The sequence below is a fragment of the Pseudomonas caspiana genome (assembly GCF_002158995.1).
GTDB lineage: Bacteria > Pseudomonadota > Gammaproteobacteria > Pseudomonadales > Pseudomonadaceae > Aquipseudomonas > Aquipseudomonas caspiana.
Genome location: NZ_LOHF01000002.1, coordinates 87,344 through 104,167, shown reverse-complemented (window position 1 = coordinate 104,167; position 16,824 = coordinate 87,344). Strand labels below are relative to the sequence as shown.

Here is a 16,824-nt window from a genome sequence, read left to right as displayed (position 1 = left end):
CATTCGATAGGCTGCTGTCAGGCGGCCTTGGCCTCGCTTTCGTCCGTTCCCGGTACGGTTTTCACCACGTAACAACGCTGAGCGCCCAAGCCTGGCAGGCGCACTGTGCAAGAGGCTTTGCCATCTGGTCCCGGCTCAAGGACTCCGCGACGTATCAGCTCTTTGTTCACGGCATTGATGTTCATGCCCTTGAACACTTCTGAACGCCATGCCTCGGGCAGCACGTAGTAGGTATTGGTGGTGTGCAATTCGTCCCCGAGGCCGTGCTCCAAAGACTTGCGAAAGCCCAGCCGGTCGATGGTGCGCGGACCATGCTCATCGATCTTCGCGGCTGCCGATTCCCAGCGTGTAAAGCGGCTTTCACCGAAGCGTTCGATGACCTGGCGTAACCGCGCCAGAATGGCGTCCGATTCAAAGTTACCGGCGCCGCCGCGCTCATTGAGCCAGGCGCTCAGGCAAACCCGCGCAGCAGTGGTGGCCGTGCCATCGGGCCAACCTGTAATCCCCATGGCGGTGGCCAGCTCGCCAGCGGCGGCGGCCAATCCGAATCGGGCAGCGGCACGGTGTGCTTGCCCGCTAGCAGATGCTGGCAATGCTTTGGCAACAAACGCCTCCAAGGTATGGCGCAAGATGGATGACCAGCCGTGTCGTTTACCGGGCTCACACAGCGCTGACAGGAAGGCGGTCAAGGGTGTGCCGTAGAACTTCGCCACGCGCGCTTTGAGCGCGTCTGAGAGGGCGGCAGCATCATCAAATCCATTGAGCTGATCGAACATGCCCATGCCTTTGCTTGCGTCCGCTGGAATGGCGAGCATGCGCACCTCCATGCCTGCTTTGAGCTCCTTGTTGGCTTCCGCCATGTGCTGCGCCAGGGTCTTCTCTCCGGTCGACAGGAACAGCAAGCGCCACTCCTGAACCTGACGGCCTGATTGCCCCCGGTCATTGGCGCGGGCCTTGCCTGTGCCATTGCCCAGCATGTAAACCGTTTCGCCAATAATGCGCGGATCGCACATGCCGATCTCATCCAGCACCAATAGCCCGTCAGAGTGCGCTGCGGCGATTGATTCCAACGCGTTGTCTGTTGAACGCCACGAACGGACAAGGCGCGGCCCGCCGTAGATTGAGGCAGCAACTTGCAGGTGCGTGGTCTTGCCGCCTGAGCTGTCGCCGTACAAGTGGAAGCCGCCCGACTCATGACCCAGCATGTGCAGTAGTGGACCTGCGAACGCAACGCTGGCCACAAATGCGAGACGGTGATTCCCGATGCACAGAGCGCCGATCTGCTCCTGCCATTGATCTAACGTGCCTGATTCACTGATCGGTGGCAGTTGGGCTCCGGCCTCGTAAAAGTGCAGGTGTTCGGTATGAGAGCCGACCTGTTGCTCGGGCAGCAGAAAGGCGCTGTCGTGCCAGCCGAGGCGAGTGACCAGGCGTGCTCGTTGGGCGCTGTCGAAGCCACCGAGGTAACTCTGCAGGTCGTTGCGTGCGTTGCGGCCAGAGCGACTACCGGCCAGCCGTAATCCCATGTCCACTAACGGGCCGAGCACGTCCTTACCAAAGTCACCGGTCATGGTGCGGGCCGGGATGTTCCAGCGTTTTTTCGCGCCGTCGGGATCGTCAAATTCGACGAGCAAGCCCCAGTTATGCCCCTGCGCGTCGCGGGTGCGAGCGAGGATCTCCAGAGGTGAGCACACCGGGCGGGCTTCGCCATCGTCACCGGAATAAAACACACCTTCTGGCGTCAGGCGGAAGCCGCCCGGCATCAGGTCATTTTTGGGCTTTGCGGCTCGCTTAGGGGCAGGCTTGGCCTTGGGTTCTGCCGGGGTCGCCACTGGTGAGTCGGATCCGGCAACGAATAGCTCGCCACTACGTTCCAGCTCTGCCATGTGAGCGGCTGACCATCCTTTGGCCAGAGCATCCGCCGCATCGTCGCCGTCTTCCCAGCTACCGCCTTTTGCGAAACCGGGTGCGCCATTTTTCAGCGTGGGCTTACGCTTGAACAAGGCCAGATCGATCTCGCGAGCCGACTCAACGCCGAGCTGCTGGAGTTGTTTGGCAACTGCCTCCATGCAGCTTTTGCCGGTAGCATCATTGTCGGGCCAGAGCACCACATGCCGTCCCTTAAGCGGGGAAAGGTCTGCCTTGTGCCAGGAGTTCGAGCCGTTTGGCCAGCAGGTGGCGACGTATTCGGGAAAGAGCTCTGCCGCCGCATCTGCGGCCTTCTCACCTTCGCACAGTACGGCCGGAGCCTTTGCACGCTGTACCAGTTCATCAAGGCGAAGAAGAGGGCGCGGCTCGGGCAAGCCCTGCCAGCGCCATTGCTGCGTTTGGCCGTCGGCTCGTTGGCACCAGGTTAGAGGCGCAAACACTTTGCGGGCCTTGCCGTCTTCGTCCGGCTCCAAATCAAAACGATAAAGCACCATGACCGGCTGGCCCTGAGGGGCACGATAAACCCACACCTTCGACGGCGTGCCGTGTTGCCGGTGTTTGGCTGGGCATTTCTTCATGGCCGCGTCAGGGATCGGCTGAAGGGCGACCCATTCCGGAGTTTTGCTTTTGCTGGGAGGGGAAGCTGACTGCGAACTATCGGCAACTACGTTCAGGAAGTCAGCCAGCTTGTTGCAAGCCTCGACGTCAGTGCCGCCGTCCAGATAGCGCACCAGATCAATCAGGTCACCGCCTTTATCGCCGGTCGCAAAGTCGGCCCATGTTCCTTTGGCCAGATTCACTTTGAGAGAGCCTGCACGCTTGTCGGCCCGTGTTGGATTCGGCGCGGTGTATTCCTTGCCGCCGTCTACACGTTTGCCGCCCGGAAGCCATTGGGCAAGCACCTGTTCAACGGCACCCATGGCGGCGTGCTTCACTTCGGCAAAACTGGGACGCTTGGCTGATTTATTCGAGGGAGACGTCATGGGCGAGTCCTCGAATGCTTGAGGCCTATCGTCACGTCGTCGATGATGGCCTTCGCCATCTCGCCCAGATAATGCGCTGACCATACCCGTACGTCTGCCTCATCGCCCATCGAGTCAACGAGGGTCAGTTCTCGGACGCAGCCCATCAGGCATGAGGCGTGTTCCAGCGCCTCTTCAATCGAAACCCCCGCGCTGACAGAGAATAATGGGATGTTCTCGGCGTCGTATCGGCCAAACAAAGTCTTGCCGACGGTTTTAAGGTCATGATCGGTTGTCATGATCCAGCCTCCACGTGTGCGACAGGTGCGGAGGTACGGTCAGCGTGCATGGCTAATTTGTGAATCAGTCCCAGCGTGCCGCGCACATCCCAAAGCGCGGAGGCGATCACGTGGTTCGACAGGCTGGGGCGTTCGTCTTCGAACTGATCCTCAAGTAAAAGCAGGACGGCATCGGCTCGGCTGATGGCGCAGGTAATTGCGTCGATGGGCACACCGGCCTCAACGTCGGTCAGGGAGAAAATGTCTTCGGGCGTCGAGTGGCTCAGTGTCTGTTTCATTGCGCGCCCCCGGTGGATTCCAAGGCACGGGCTTTGGTCATATGGGCGTTGTAACGGGCGATGCGAGTGGCGAGGCTGGAATTGGCGTGTAAAGCGGCAAGAGCCATTGCTCGATGAGCGGCGGCGCGAATTTTGGACGGATTGAGGGCGTGCATGTGGTGCTCCTTGATTTGAGGAGCTGCCACGTTCGTTACCAAGCGAATGGGTGGCAGCTGTGCGCAGGTTGGTAAACCGGGAATCAAGGAACCCGGCAGGCACGAATGCCTCCCACGCACAGCCGCCATAACACGTAACTGCGGGCACAAAAAAAGCGCCTGCAATCGTAATGGGGGCGCTGTTGCGCCTTGATTTCGTCGGGTTACCAAGCCCGGTCGCTGAATTTGCAGCGACGGCAGGAGAGTACCGCCGCTTTTTGGAAAGCGCAACTAGGCGAAGAGCTTGCGCATTTTTTTCATGCGGCATAAATTGTCTGTGCATACAGATTTACCTCAACGCCTCCGGTTGCCGCCGGGGGCGTTTTCGTTAGTGCAGGTGTCGAGTGGAAAGCGAGCGGATGATGCGGCGCGCCAGATGGATAAGGCGCTGCGAGACCGGGGATAAGGTCATGGTGCGTTACCATCCTTTGCAAACAGCGGCGGCGGGACTTCACCTTTCAACCAAGCCAGGATCTTCTGATCCTCTGCGCACCGTCGGCGATGCGTTACCGCCAGATGCTCAAGGCGCTCAGCTACGCACTGCTGGATGTAATCTGCTCGGTCACTCTGTAGGCGCATTTCTGTGTGGACTGTTTCGCACTCGGCTCGCTCGGTTGCTAGGTCTGCATCGACATGGCGTTGCCAGACCTCGGCATCGTTGGCAAAGCCGCCCGATTGATCGACGAGCCAGTAGGTCACCCAGTCGTTTAACCCGGCAGCCTTTAACGCTTTGCGGCGACCTTCTTTCATTGCGAAATAACCGTCACCATGCACGCTTGCAAATTCGCGTCGGACTGCATGTTCGCGGATCCACTCGGGCAGTCTCCATGGGTCGGCTTTTAGGGGGAGGGCCATGCCTTCTGCGTTGAAAAAGAACGCTTCCTGCTCTTGGCCGTTCCAGCTGACGCCTGCAATCGTGCGATGCTTCCAGTTGATTTCGCCTTTTCGATACAGTCGAAAGCCAACGCTGTAAGAGTCGATAAATGGCCCGGCGACGCTTGAGGTGCGGTGAGTCATGCGGCCACCTGATCACGCGCCTCAATGCGGCTGCGTGCCCATGCTTGGACTTCGGACAGAACCCACGCTACAGGCGCGCCTCGTGCCGTGCTATTGGTGAGTTTTACTGCTTGTGGAAAGCCGCTGTCAGGCTGGTTCATCAGTTTGTAAACGGTAGCGCGACCAATACCAGTGATGGCCATGACCTGTTTCACGCGAATCAGCGTGGAGGCGGCATCAAATAGCTCAAGCAATGTGTAAGGACTTTCAGGAGCCTTGTGAGAAAGCTCTGCCATCGTGGTATTGCTGTTTACTTCTTGGAGACGGGAGTTCATAGCTGTGCCTATACGGAAAGAGACAGGCACAGACTAGGGGGCAAAAAAAAAGCAAACATGGTTTGCTTTTTTTGCGTTTTAACGAGGTAGATAGAGACGTTCTAGGAGGTACTTCCTGACGGTGGGTATCGACGCTATCTTGTCTTTCTCAACAACGGCCTTCACTAAGTCAGTTCCTGATATTTTTGGGTCAGCGGATATATGGCGATCAGCTGCTTTGCAAATACGCTCACACCGTTTCGTTGCTGCCTGTTGTTTGTCTGAGTCCGGATTGCGATTCCCCTCACCGGCTTTTTTTCCGCGTAGCGATGCTTGAGAGGCCGTGAGGTTGCCCAGTGCAGCGCGCAAAAAACCATGTGCATGAAAGCCTGGCTTTGATACATCGACGTTCTCAATCTGGCCATAAAGGGAGGCCAGCATCAGCGTCTTATCCGCTTCTCCTAAGAGCATTGCGAAGTCTTCCCTACTTCGTATTTCGAAACCACAGGCGCGATCTCGCACCCTATCGACAAGCTTTAAGTATTGTTTGGAATCTGTCTGCCGTATCGACGCCACCAAGTCAGCCTCTAAGCTATAAACGCTAAGCTCCAGATCGAACAACCAGTTCGCGAGAGCCTCAATTGCTTGTATTGCCTTGATCAGGGCGTAGGTTGCTACGAGCTTTGAGTCAGAGGCTGGATGATCGTCGTCGAGGAATTGGCGAGCTATTTGAGGGAGCGAGGACGTGTCTGCAAAGCTGTACTGTTGCTCAATGTCATCTCGCTTGTGAAACATTGTCTGAATGGTCTCGTCGGCATATTTGGCGTATTCGCCATCCTCAAGCCAATAAGTTTGTGCATCGTGGATGAGGCCAAAGCTTTCCTTGAAGTGTCGGTAAAAGTGGCCATAGAGTGCCAGTTCGCTCACAGCCAGTTCGATCTCGTCCATGTCCAGTAGCAGGTGGTGCAGTTCCACGCCCGCAATCTGGAACGCCGTGTCCTCGGTATTCAAATCGTCATCCATGAGGCTTTCCCGCGCCCGGAATGCGGAGAGTCCCACCCGCGTAATGCGCCCGAGCGGTGCTTGCCAGAAGGGCAACTATGGTTTGTCGTCTGTTACACATTCCATCTGCGTTACATGCGGTTTTTCGAAAATCGCAGATGTGTGTAACGGGAAGTAAAGCCAATGAATTCAGGCGCTTGGCGAGTGGCGTTACACGGGTAACACCCGTTACACAGATTTTAGAGGGGGGCTGGATATGCGCTCTCATACTGCCTTTCCAAATTGACCTTGCGCTACATTGCCTGCTGCTAATGCATCAAGGTAATCCGCGTACCACTGCATCATCTTGATTCGGTGATCTAGGTATTGAGCTTTGTTGTACACGCCGGACACACCTCCCTCCTTATGAGCAAGTTGTGCCTCTACGTGCTCCTTAGGAAAGCCGTGCTCACGGAGTAGTGTGCTCGCGGTGTGTCTGGTGCCGTGCCCTACAAGCCGACGCTTGTAGCCGATTGTTGCGAAAACCTTGTTAATGGTGTTTTCGCTGATCGTTGGATTTTTTGCTCCGACACCTGGAAATAGCCACCGACTCCTGCCTGTCAGCGCATGAAGTTCCTTCAACGCCTCAATGGCCTGAGAGGGGAGTGGGCAAACAAAGTCTCTCCGCATCTTCATTTTCGTTGCAGGTGTCGTCCAAAGCCCGGCTTCGAGATTGACTTCCTTCCATTCGGCTAATCGAACCATGCCTGGTCGAGACGCTGTCCAAATACAAAGCCAAGCAGCGGTGCGGGCCGTCAGTCTACTGGGGGTCTTTTTAAGTGCCGTGAGGAAGTCACCCAGCTCGGGCTCCAGCAAATGCGGATGCTGCTGAGTCTTAGGGGCTTGCGCTGCGATATCACGGAGGCGGCTGCCCGGATCGTTTTCAGTCAGGCCTAGCGCAATGGCCCTCCCAAAAATCTGGTTGACCCAAGTGCGACATTTCTCCGCTACGTTGTGTGCATTTCGAGCTTCTATAGAAGCCTGAAGGTCTGCGCAATCTGTGCGGGTGATTTTGTCGAGAGGTATATCTCCCAAAGCCGGGAGGATGTCCTTATCGAGGTAAGTTTTGATTTTGCTCAGAGTTGAAGGTGCGAGTCCCTTTTCATCTTTCGCCTTAAGCCAGGCTTCTGCGGCGGCTCTAAAGGTTCGGCTTTTGGCGACATCGATTGCTTCTTTTGCAGCGCGCTTCTGTTCCAAGGGGTCAGCACCGCCACTTACAATCTTACGAAGTTCGGCTGCTTTTTCTCTTGCGAGTGCGCCGCTCACTTCTGGATAGCCCCCGAGCCCCATCCAAGCCCAGTTACCCGCAGGCCGTTTGTATCGGAGCTGCCATGATTTTCCACCGTCAGGTTTGATCCTGAAATAGAGGCCGTTACCGTCAAGCTCCCGGTATTCCTTCGAATCAGGCTCCAACCCAGCAAGTGTGGTGTCTGCGAGGGGGCGACGCTTGATCTCAGAACGTTTCATCCTTGTATCCCAAAGTTCGGTGTTTTTCTGAGGATACAAGCAGGGATACAGGGATACAACGTATAAGGGGAGACAGGCATAGATTGATAAGCACAAAAAAACCGGCCAAGTGGCCGGTTTCTTTGGGTCTGAGAGACTATTAGAGACTCTCAGATACTGCTATGTGGTGCCCCGAGGGAGAATCGAACTCCCACTTCTTTCGAAAACGGATTTTGAATCCGCCGCGTCTACCAATTCCGCCATCAGGGCTCAATGGCGGCGAAGTCTACAGACGGTATTACCGTTGGTCAATCACCTTTCATGGTCAATTTTGTCTCTTTCCGCTAAACTTCGCGGCCCTGCTAGACGAACTCGATCATGCGCGTTGCTGACTTTACCTTCGAACTCCCTGATTCTCTGATCGCTCGCCATCCTTTGGCCGAGCGCCGCAGCAGTCGTTTGTTGACCCTGGACGGGGTTACGGGCGCGCTGGGCCATGAACATTTTTCCGATTTGCTGGAGCACGTGCGCCCCGGTGACTTGATGGTGTTCAACAACACCCGAGTGATTCCGGCGCGCTTGTTCGGCCAGAAAGCGTCCGGCGGCAAGCTGGAAATTCTGGTGGAGCGGGTGCTGGACACGCACAGCGTGCTGGCCCATGTGCGGTCGAGCAAGTCGCCTAAGCCGGGGTCGATGATTGTCATTGATGGTGGCGGCGAGGCCGAGATGGTCGTGCGTCACGATACATTGTTCGAGCTGCGTTTCACCGAACCAGTCTTGCCATTGCTGGAGCGCGTCGGCCATATGCCGTTGCCTCCTTATATAGACAGGCCCGATGACAGCGCCGACCGTGAGCGTTATCAGACGGTGTATGCCCAGCGTGCCGGTGCGGTTGCTGCGCCAACAGCGGGTCTGCATTTCGATCAGCCACTGCTGGACGCCATGAAAGCCAAGGGCGTGGAGATGGCGTTTGTGACGCTGCACGTTGGCGCGGGTACGTTCCAGCCGGTGCGGGTCGAGAAGCTTGAAGACCACCACATGCACAGCGAATGGCTGGAAGTCGGCCAGGATGTGGTCGATGCCGTGGCTGCGTGTCGTGAGCGTGGCGGACGGGTGATTGCAGTCGGTACGACCAGCGTGCGCTCGCTGGAAAGCGCTGCCCGCGATGGTGTGTTGAAGCCGTTCAGCGGTGACACCGATATCTTTATTTTTCCGGGGCGTCCCTTCCATGTGGTCGATGCGCTGGTAACCAACTTTCATTTGCCGGAATCCACGCTATTGATGCTGGTTTCGGCATTCGCCGGTTATCCCGAGACCATGGCTGCCTACAAGGCGGCGGTGGAAAACGGCTACCGCTTCTTTAGTTACGGTGATGCGATGTTCATCACCCGCAATCCCGCGCCGACCGCTCCCAAGGCATCGGGCCCAGAGGATCACGCATGAGCCGCACCAGTCGTATGTCTTTCGAGTTGTTGGCCACTGACGGCAAGGCGCGTCGTGGTCGTTTGACCTTCCCGCGGGGCGTGGTGGAAACCCCGGCGTTCATGCCGGTGGGCACTTACGGTACGGTCAAGGGCATGCTGCCGCGTGATATCGAGGCCACGGGTGCGCAGATCATTCTGGGCAACACCTTCCACCTGTGGCTGCGTCCGGGCACCGAGGTCATCAAGGCTCACGGCGATCTGCATGATTTCATGAAGTGGAATGGCCCGATCCTGACCGACTCCGGCGGTTTTCAGGTGTTCAGCCTGGGTGCGATGCGCAAGATCAAGGAGGAGGGCGTGACCTTCGCCTCTCCGGTGGATGGCGCCAAGGTGTTCATGGGCCCGGAAGAGTCGATGCAGGTTCAGCGTGATCTGGGCTCGGACATCGTGATGATCTTCGACGAATGCACCCCTTACCCGGCTGACGAAGATGTCGCCCGTGTATCCATGGAGTTGTCGCTGCGCTGGGCCAAGCGTTCGAAAGTCGCGCACGGTGAAAGCACGGCGGCACTGTTCGGTATCGTCCAGGGCGGCATGCATGAAAGTCTGCGCAAGCGCTCGCTGGAAGGTCTGGATCAGATTGGCTTCGATGGCCTGGCCATCGGCGGTCTGTCGGTAGGCGAGCCCAAGCACGAGATGATCAAGGTGCTGGATTATCTGCCTGGCCTGATGCCTCCTGAAAAACCTCGTTACCTTATGGGGGTAGGCAAGCCTGAAGATCTGGTTGAGGGTGTGCGCCGCGGAATCGACATGTTCGATTGCGTGATGCCGACCCGCAATGCCCGCAACGGTCATTTGTTCATCGATACAGGTGTATTGAAGATCCGTAACGCGTTCCATCGTCATGATGATTCGCCACTGGATCCGACCTGCGATTGCTACACCTGTCAGAACTTCTCGCGCGCTTATCTGCATCACCTGGACAAGTGCGGCGAAATGCTGGGAAGCATGCTTAATACGATCCACAATTTGCGGCATTACCAGCGCCTTATGGCTGGTTTGCGCGAGGCTATTCAACAAGGTACATTGGCCGCCTTTGTCGATGCCTTCTATGCCAAGCGCGGGATTCCAACGCCGCCGATGGACTGAGTCAAAACAAGTTTTTCTGCTTTTTACTTAATTATGCAACTGGAGTGCTAAATGAGCTTTTTCATCTCTCCCGCTTTCGCGGACGCTGCTGCACCTGCTGCTAGCCCTATGGGTGGCGGTTTTGAATGGATCTTCCTGGTCGGCTTCCTGGTCATCTTCTATCTGATGATCTGGCGTCCACAAGCCAAGCGCGCCAAAGAGCAGAAGAGCCTGCTGAGCAACTTGCAGAAGGGTGACGAAGTGGTTACCACCGGCGGTATCGCTGGCAAGATCACTAAAGTGACCGATGATTTCGTGGTTATCGAAGTTTCCGACACTGTTGAGCTGAAAATGCAGAAGGGCGCTATTGCTGCCACGCTGCCAAAGGGCACCCTGAAAGCGATCTAAGATTCAGACTTTTACCAATCGACGGGGCGCGCAAGGCGCCCCGCGTTATAAGCGGGCGGCGTGATGCTGAACAAATACCCTCTGTGGAAATACGTACTGATCCTGGCGGTGCTGGTGATCGGTTTTATTTATTCCGCACCCAATCTCTATCCTGACGATCCAGCGATCCAGATCAGCGGCGCAAGCACTGCGTTGCAGGTGGGTCAGGCTGATCTGGAGCGTGCGAGCAAAGCGCTTGTTGATTCCGGAATCGCGGTCAAGGCCTCTTCGCTGGCCGAGAATGGCAAAGGCGGTTTGTTGCGTCTGAGCAAGCAGGAAGACCAACTGCCAGCCAAGGATGTTGTGCGCAAGGCTTTGGGTGATGACTATGTCGTTGCACTGAACCTGGCCCCGACTACTCCGAACTGGTTGCGCAATGTGGGCGCAACTCCGATGAAGATGGGTCTGGACTTGTCCGGTGGTGTGCACTTCCTGTTGGAAGTTGACATGGACAAGGCCCTGGATGCGCGTCTTAAAGTTTATGAAGGCGAAGTCAAAAGCCTGTTGCGCAAGGAAAAGGTGCGTTATCGCAGCCTGCCGCAACTGGGTGGCGCAATTCAACTGGGTTTCAGCGATGACGCTGCCCGTGAAGAAGCCCGCAATCTGGTTCGCAAGAATTTCACCGATTTCGAAATCACTCCGGCTGAGCTGAACGGTATTCCTGTTCTGCGTCTGGCGATGACACCGGCCAAGATCAACGAAATCCGCGATTACTCCATCAAGCAGAACTTGACCACGGTGCGTAACCGGGTCAACGAGCTGGGTGTTGCTGAGCCTCTGGTTCAGCGTCAGGGCGCCAACCGCATCGTGGTTGAGTTGCCGGGCGTGCAGGATACCGCTGAAGCCAAGCGTATTCTGGGCAAGACCGCCAACCTGGAATTCCGTCTGGGTGCAGGCCCTGATGATTCCAAAGCCACTACCGAAATGTTCGAGTTCCGCGAAGGCGGTCGTCCGGCAGCGCCGGTTGAGCGTGGTCTGATCATCACCGGTGATCAGGTGACTGACGCCAAGGCCAGCTTTGACGAACATGGTCGTCCACAGGTGAACATCACGCTGGACGGTCACGGTGGCGAATTGATGAGCCGCGCGACCCGCAGCAATGTGGGTCGCAGCATGGCGGTGATCTTCATCGAGCAGAAGCCGACGACGACTTACACCAAGCAAGTCGTGGGCGGTGTCGAGAAAGACGTGCCGGTTCAGACTTTCAAGGAAGAGAAGAAAATCATCAGCCTGGCGACCATTCAGTCGCCACTGGGCGCTCAGTTCCGGATTACCGGCCTGAATGGTCAGGGTGAATCTTCCGAGCTGGCGCTGTTGCTGCGTGCCGGTGGTCTGGCTGCTCCGATGTACTTCGCTGAAGAGCGCACAATCGGTCCGAGCCTGGGTGCTGACAACATCACCAAAGGTATCGATGCTTCTCTGTGGGGCATGCTGTTCGTTTCGCTGTTCATCATGGCGATCTATCGCTTCTTCGGTTTGATCGCGACAGTCGCTCTGGCGCTGAACATGGTCATGCTGTTGGCCTTGATGTCGCTGTTGAGTGCGACCCTGACCTTGCCGGGTATTGCCGGTATCGTCTTGACGATGGGTATGGCGGTGGACGCCAACGTGCTGATCTTCTCGCGGATACGTGAAGAAATCGCTAATGGCATGACTATTCAGCGTGCGATCCATGAAGGTTTCGACCGCGCTTATACTGCGATCCTCGACGCCAACCTGACGACGCTGCTGGTCGGCGGCATTCTCTTCGCGATGGGCACCGGCCCGGTGAAGGGCTTTGCAGTGACCATGTCGCTCGGGATCTTTACCTCGATGTTCACGGCCATCATGGTGACCCGCGCAATGGTCAACCTGATCTATGGCGGGCGTGACTTCAAGAAGTTGTGGATTTAAGGGGCTGCCATGTTACGTACCATTAACTTCATGGGCGTGCGCAATGTTGCGTTCGCCGTCACGATGCTCCTTACCGTTCTGGCGTTGTTCAGCTGGTTCCATAAGGGCCTCAATTATGGTCTGGACTTCACCGGCGGTACGCTGATCGAGCTGACTTACGAACGTCCTGCCGATCTGGGCAAGGTTCGTGAGGAGCTGGTCAGCTCTGGTTATCACGACGCGGTGGTGCAGAACTTCGGCGCCACCACCGATCTGCTGGTGCGTATGCCCGGCGAAGATCCGCAACTGGGTTCCCAGGTTGCCGATGCTCTGCGTAAAGCGGGCGGCGACAACCCGGCTACCGTGAAGCGTGTCGAGTTCGTCGGTCCGCAAGTGGGTGAAGAACTGCGCGACCAGGGTGGTCTGGGCATGCTGCTGGCGCTGGGCGGTGTTCTGATCTACCTGGCATTCCGCTTCCAGTGGAAGTTCGCGGTGGGTGCGATCATTTCCCTGATTCACGACGTGGTCGTGACCATGGGTATTCTGTCGTTCTTCCAGATCACCTTCGACCTGACGGTGCTGGCGGCAGTTCTGGCCATCATTGGCTACTCGCTGAACGACACCATCGTTGTATTTGACCGCGTGCGGGAAAACTTCCGTTTGCTGCGCAAGGCATCGCTGATCGAGAACATCAACATCTCCACTACCCAGACGCTGCTGCGTACTGTGGCAACGTCGGTTTCGACCTTGCTGGCAATTGCTGCTTTGTGGGTATTCGGTGGTGATAACCTCGAAGGCTTCTCCATCGCGCTGTTCGTAGGTGTTGTGGCGGGTACTTACTCCTCCATCTACATCGCGAACGTGGTGCTGATCTGGCTGAACCTGACCACGGAAGATCTTATCCCTCCTGTAGCCGTTGAGAAGGCTGACGATCTACCCTGATCGCCGCTTTTTTCTTCTGGATGTGATGCCAAAAGGGCATGAGTTTTGAACTCATGCCCTTTTTTGTGCTCCAAGGCTTGGGTTCGTGGATTGCCGAGATTCGCACTGGAGCGGCAACGATCCCAAGTGCTGCGTAGCAAAGTCTACGTTTGAGATGGTCAGGAGGTTCACGTGAACAAATCGTTGCTTGTTGGTGCTGTGCTGGGCGCTGCCGTTGTTACGGCTGGCGGTGCTGTTGCCACCTACAGCCTCGTTAAAAGCGGCCCGGAATATGCGGATGTACTGGCAGTCGAGCCGGTTAAACAGCAAATAAAAACGCCGCGTGAAGTTTGCAAAGATGTAACCGTAACCAAGCGTGCTCCGGTCAAGGATGAGCACCAGATTGTAGGTAGCGTGATCGGTGCTGTTGCAGGTGGTCTGCTGGGTAACCAGGTAGGCGGCGGCAACGGCAAGAAGATCGCCACCGTAGCGGGTGCTGTTGGCGGCGGCTATGCCGGCAACAAAGTTCAGGAAGGCATGCAGAATCGCGACACTTACACCACCACCGAAACTCGCTGCAACACGGTTAATGACATCAGCGACAAGGTCGTGGGTTATGACGTGAAGTACAAGCTGAATGACAAGGTGGGTCAGGTGCGGATGGATCGTGATCCGGGCGGTCAGATTCCAGTCAACAAGGAAGGTCAGCTGATTCTGGGTCAAAACCAGCAATAAGCTTGAGTCTGTGTTGATCAGAAAAAGCACCTTCGGGTGCTTTTTCTTTTTCTGCATGGCTTAAAAGTTACAGGCACAAAAAAACCGGCGCTTGGCCGGTTTTTTATGGCGCTGAATCTTAACGCTTCATCGTGGCTGGCAGGTGCGGTGCGATGGAGGTCAGAACAGCTTTGAAGCACTTGGTGTTGCCGGCAACGATGTGGCCTTTCTCCAGGAAGTCGTGACCGCCTGTGAAGTCGCTGACCAGGCCGCCTGCTTCTTGAATCAGCAGTGCGCCTGCAGCCATGTCCCACTCGGACAGGCCTGATTCCCAGAATGCGTCGAAGCGGCCGGCAGCCACATAAGCCAGGTCCAGACTTGCGGCGCCAGCGCGGCGGATGCCTGCAGTCTGGCCTACCAGGCTGCGGAACATGCCCAGGTAGTTTTCCAGGTTGTCCATCTGATCGTCGCGGAACGGGAAGCCGGTGCCGAGCAGGGCGCCGTCAAGGCTGGTGCGCGGGCTGACGCGCATGCGGCGACCGTTGAGTTGCGCGCCATTGCCAGCGCTCGCGGTGAATTCTTCCTGGCGAACCGGGTCCAGCACCACTGCGTGAGCCAGACGGCCTTTGTGTTTGCAGGCGATGCTGACGGCGAAGTGCGGGATGCCGCGAACGAAGTTGGTGGTGCCGTCCAGTGGGTCGATGATCCAAAGGTAGTCAGCGCCTTCGCCGCTGCCTTCGTGCATGCCGGTTTCTTCACCAAGGATGCCGTGAGTCGGGTAGGCCTTGCGCAGTGCGGTAATGATCAGTTGCTCGGCAGCGCGATCGATTTCGCTGACGTAATCCTTCGCACCTTTTTCATCGACCTTGATGGTATCCAGGCGCTCGATGGAGCGGAAGATCAATTCGCTGGCGCTGCGGGCGGCGCGCAGCGCGATATTCAGCATGGGCTGCATGGACGTTTCACCTAGGTCGTTAAAGAAAGCCGAACATTGTATTGGCTGTGCCGGAAATTTTCCAGTGGTTAACGGGATGTATTGAGTATGTAGAGCGGCGCTCGCCTGATCTCACAGGGCTGGCTGTAGCCAGTCGCAACCGTTCATGGCGTTCACTCCGGCGGTTCTGTAAGATTTCACCCCCTCTACTTATCTGTGAGCACTCGCCTTGCTGCAAAACATTCGTGTTGTCCTGGTCGGTACCAGTCACCCCGGTAATATCGGTGGGGCTGCTCGTGCCATGAAAAACATGGGGCTTTCGCGCCTGGTGCTCGTTGATCCGCAGTTTTTTCCTCACCATGAAGCTGACGCCCGTGCTTCAGGCGCTGGCGATATTCTGGAAAAAGCCCAGGTCGTCGCGACCCTCGAAGATGCTTTGGTGGGATGCAATCTGGTCATGGGCACCAGTGCCCGCGACCGCCGCATTCCGTGGCCGCTGCTCGACCCTCGTGAGTCCGGCGTGATGGCTGCCGAGCAGGCAGGGCAGGGCGCAGAGGTGGCGCTGGTGTTCGGTCGTGAATACGCCGGCCTGACCAATGAAGAGCTGCAGCGATGTCATTACCACGTGCATATCCCATCCGATCCCGAGTTCAGCTCGCTGAATCTCGCTGCGGCGGTGCAGGTCCTCAGCTATGAGGTGCGCATGTCGTGGCTGGCTGCTCAGGGGCAGCCCACCAAGGTTGAGAAGGTTGAAGTGACTTCCGTGCGTAGCGCTGATCTGGCGACCATGGATGAGATGGAAGGCTTTTATGGCCATCTGGAATCTACCTTGGTGGCAATCGGTTTTCTCGATCCGGAAAAGCCTCGCCACCTGATGGCCCGGCTGCGTCGTCTTTACGGGCGTAGCGAGGTCAACCGGTCGGAGATCAGTATTTTGCGCGGCATCCTTACCGAGACTCAGAAGGCTGCACGTGGTGAACCTTATAAGCGGAAGGAACAATGATGTTCGAGCGTCTGCGTGAAGATATTCAAAGTGTGTTTCATCGTGATCCTGCTGCCCGTAACTCCTTTGAAGTATTGACCTGCTACCCCGGCATGCATGCCATCTGGCTGCATCGACTGGCGCATATTCTGTGGACTAAAGGCTGGAAGTGGCCTGCGCGGGTAGTGTCGAACTTTGGTCGCTGGATGACCGGTATCGAAATCCATCCGGGTGCCAAAGTCGGGCGGCGTTTCTTCATTGATCATGGCATGGGCATTGTCATCGGTGAGACGGCTGAAATCGGTAATGACGTGACGCTCTATCAAGGCGTAACGCTCGGCGGCACCAGCTGGAATGCCGGCAAACGCCACCCCACACTTGAAGATGGCGTTGTGGTGGGGGCGGGTGCCAAGGTTCTTGGGCCGTTTACCGTCGGTGCTGGCGCCAAGATCGGCTCCAACGCGGTGGTGACCAAGGCGGTACCTGCCGGAGCTACAGCGGTGGGGATTCCGGGTCGCATCATTATCAAATCCAGTGATGACGTTGAGGCCAAGCGCAAAGCCATCGCCGAGAAGCTGGGGTTCGATGCTTACGGTGTCAGCGAAGACATGCCTGATCCGGTCGCGCGTGCGATTGGCCAGTTGCTGGATCACTTGCAGGCAGTGGACGGGCGCCTGGAAGGCATGTGCGAGGCGCTCAAGGGATTGGGCAGTGATTATTGCGCCAAGGAGCTGCCCGAGTTGCGCGATGAAGTATTTGATTGCGTGAAAGACAAGAGCGAAAGCAAGGTCGGTTGACCGGCCTTTAATCTGGGGCGTGCCATGCGCCCCAGCGTTTGCTATGATGCGGCCGCTCTTTTGCTCTTAATCCCGACTGTTTTGCTAGGTCTTATAGTTGACTTAAATACTCGGGAATAGCATACTCGCTCCTATTCCGAACCTCT

At 56.9% G+C, this 16,824-nt stretch carries 17 protein-coding genes and 1 tRNA gene; 8 read left to right on the top strand and 10 right to left on the bottom strand.

Annotated elements, in window-relative coordinates; all coding sequences use genetic code 11:
• Positions 1-17: 17 nt before the first annotated feature.
• The 9 genes from AUC60_RS02830 to AUC60_RS02795 form a co-directional block, all read right to left on the bottom strand.
• Positions 18-2,912 carry a DUF927 domain-containing protein gene (locus tag AUC60_RS02830; RefSeq protein WP_087264582.1) on the bottom strand — a complete coding sequence of 965 codons (2,895 nt, stop codon included), beginning with the start codon at positions 2,910-2,912 and terminating at the stop codon, positions 18-20.
• Entirely contained in the window at positions 2,909-3,190 is a 282-nt protein-coding gene (locus AUC60_RS02825; RefSeq protein ID WP_087264581.1) for a DUF3077 domain-containing protein, read from the bottom strand. The genes AUC60_RS02830 and AUC60_RS02825 overlap by 4 nt, the downstream gene beginning before the upstream one ends.
• Positions 3,187-3,468 carry a hypothetical protein gene (locus AUC60_RS02820; protein ID WP_087264580.1) on the bottom strand — a complete coding sequence of 94 codons (282 nt, stop codon included), beginning with the start codon at positions 3,466-3,468 and terminating at the stop codon, positions 3,187-3,189. Before AUC60_RS02820 ends, AUC60_RS02825 begins: the two co-directional genes overlap by 4 nt.
• Positions 3,465-3,623 carry a hypothetical protein gene (locus AUC60_RS27955; RefSeq protein ID WP_167384305.1) on the bottom strand — a complete coding sequence of 53 codons (159 nt, stop codon included), beginning with the start codon at positions 3,621-3,623 and terminating at the stop codon, positions 3,465-3,467. The genes AUC60_RS02820 and AUC60_RS27955 overlap by 4 nt, the downstream gene beginning before the upstream one ends.
• A 447-nt stretch (positions 3,624-4,070) precedes the next feature.
• A complete protein-coding gene (locus AUC60_RS02815; protein ID WP_087264579.1) occupies positions 4,071-4,679 on the bottom strand; it encodes a hypothetical protein in 609 nt (202 codons plus the stop codon).
• Entirely contained in the window at positions 4,676-4,954 is a 279-nt protein-coding gene (locus AUC60_RS02810) for a helix-turn-helix transcriptional regulator (protein ID WP_087264945.1), read from the bottom strand. Before AUC60_RS02810 ends, AUC60_RS02815 begins: the two co-directional genes overlap by 4 nt.
• Before the next feature lie 117 nt (positions 4,955-5,071).
• A complete protein-coding gene (locus AUC60_RS02805) occupies positions 5,072-5,995 on the bottom strand; it encodes a hypothetical protein (protein ID WP_087264578.1) in 924 nt (307 codons plus the stop codon).
• A 243-nt stretch (positions 5,996-6,238) separates the two neighbouring features.
• Positions 6,239-7,480 (bottom strand): tyrosine-type recombinase/integrase, encoded by a 1,242-nt coding sequence (locus AUC60_RS02800; protein ID WP_087264577.1) that lies wholly within the window; start codon positions 7,478-7,480, stop codon positions 6,239-6,241.
• 164 nt (positions 7,481-7,644) lie between these two features.
• Positions 7,645-7,729 (bottom strand) — tRNA-Leu (locus AUC60_RS02795).
• 108 nt (positions 7,730-7,837) lie between these two features.
• On the opposite strand from AUC60_RS02795, the gene queA reads away from it, so the two are divergent.
• The 6 genes from queA (at position 7,838) to AUC60_RS02765 (ending at position 13,986) form a co-directional block, all read left to right on the top strand.
• The gene (gene queA / locus AUC60_RS02790; protein ID WP_087264576.1) at positions 7,838-8,902 is read left to right on the top strand and encodes a tRNA preQ1(34) S-adenosylmethionine ribosyltransferase-isomerase QueA; all 1,065 of its coding nucleotides are present in this window, start codon (positions 7,838-7,840) and stop codon (positions 8,900-8,902) included.
• Positions 8,903-8,916: 14 nt separating this feature from the next.
• Positions 8,917-10,032: a tRNA guanosine(34) transglycosylase Tgt gene (gene tgt / locus AUC60_RS02785; protein ID WP_087264944.1), complete on the top strand. Its 1,116-nt coding sequence runs from the start codon at positions 8,917-8,919 to the stop codon at positions 10,030-10,032.
• 51 nt (positions 10,033-10,083) lie between these two features.
• Complete coding sequence (gene yajC, locus AUC60_RS02780) at positions 10,084-10,419, top strand: preprotein translocase subunit YajC (RefSeq protein ID WP_087264575.1); 336 nt, start codon at positions 10,084-10,086, stop codon at positions 10,417-10,419.
• A gap of 63 nt (positions 10,420-10,482) precedes the next feature.
• Entirely contained in the window at positions 10,483-12,351 is a 1,869-nt protein-coding gene (gene secD, locus AUC60_RS02775; RefSeq protein ID WP_087264574.1) for a protein translocase subunit SecD, read from the top strand.
• 9 nt (positions 12,352-12,360) lie between these two features.
• On the top strand, positions 12,361-13,272 hold the full coding sequence (gene secF, locus AUC60_RS02770; protein WP_087264573.1) for a protein translocase subunit SecF: 912 nt from the start codon (positions 12,361-12,363) through the stop codon (positions 13,270-13,272).
• A gap of 171 nt (positions 13,273-13,443) precedes the next feature.
• Entirely contained in the window at positions 13,444-13,986 is a 543-nt protein-coding gene (locus tag AUC60_RS02765; protein ID WP_027899883.1) for a glycine zipper 2TM domain-containing protein, read from the top strand.
• A gap of 118 nt (positions 13,987-14,104) precedes the next feature.
• Here the strand turns inward: AUC60_RS02765 and suhB are convergent, their stop codons facing one another.
• Positions 14,105-14,920, bottom strand: a complete 816-nt coding sequence (suhB, locus tag AUC60_RS02760; RefSeq protein ID WP_027899882.1) for a type III secretion system regulator SuhB — start codon at positions 14,918-14,920, stop codon at positions 14,105-14,107.
• 208 nt (positions 14,921-15,128) lie between these two features.
• On the opposite strand from suhB, the gene trmJ reads away from it, so the two are divergent.
• Positions 15,129-15,902, top strand: coding sequence for a tRNA (cytosine(32)/uridine(32)-2'-O)-methyltransferase TrmJ (gene trmJ / locus AUC60_RS02755; RefSeq protein WP_087264572.1), 774 nt, complete (start codon positions 15,129-15,131; stop codon positions 15,900-15,902).
• Positions 15,902-16,678 (top strand): serine O-acetyltransferase, encoded by a 777-nt coding sequence (gene cysE, locus AUC60_RS02750; protein WP_087264571.1) that lies wholly within the window; start codon positions 15,902-15,904, stop codon positions 16,676-16,678. Before trmJ ends, cysE begins: the two co-directional genes overlap by 1 nt.
• Positions 16,679-16,824 lie beyond the last annotated feature (146 nt).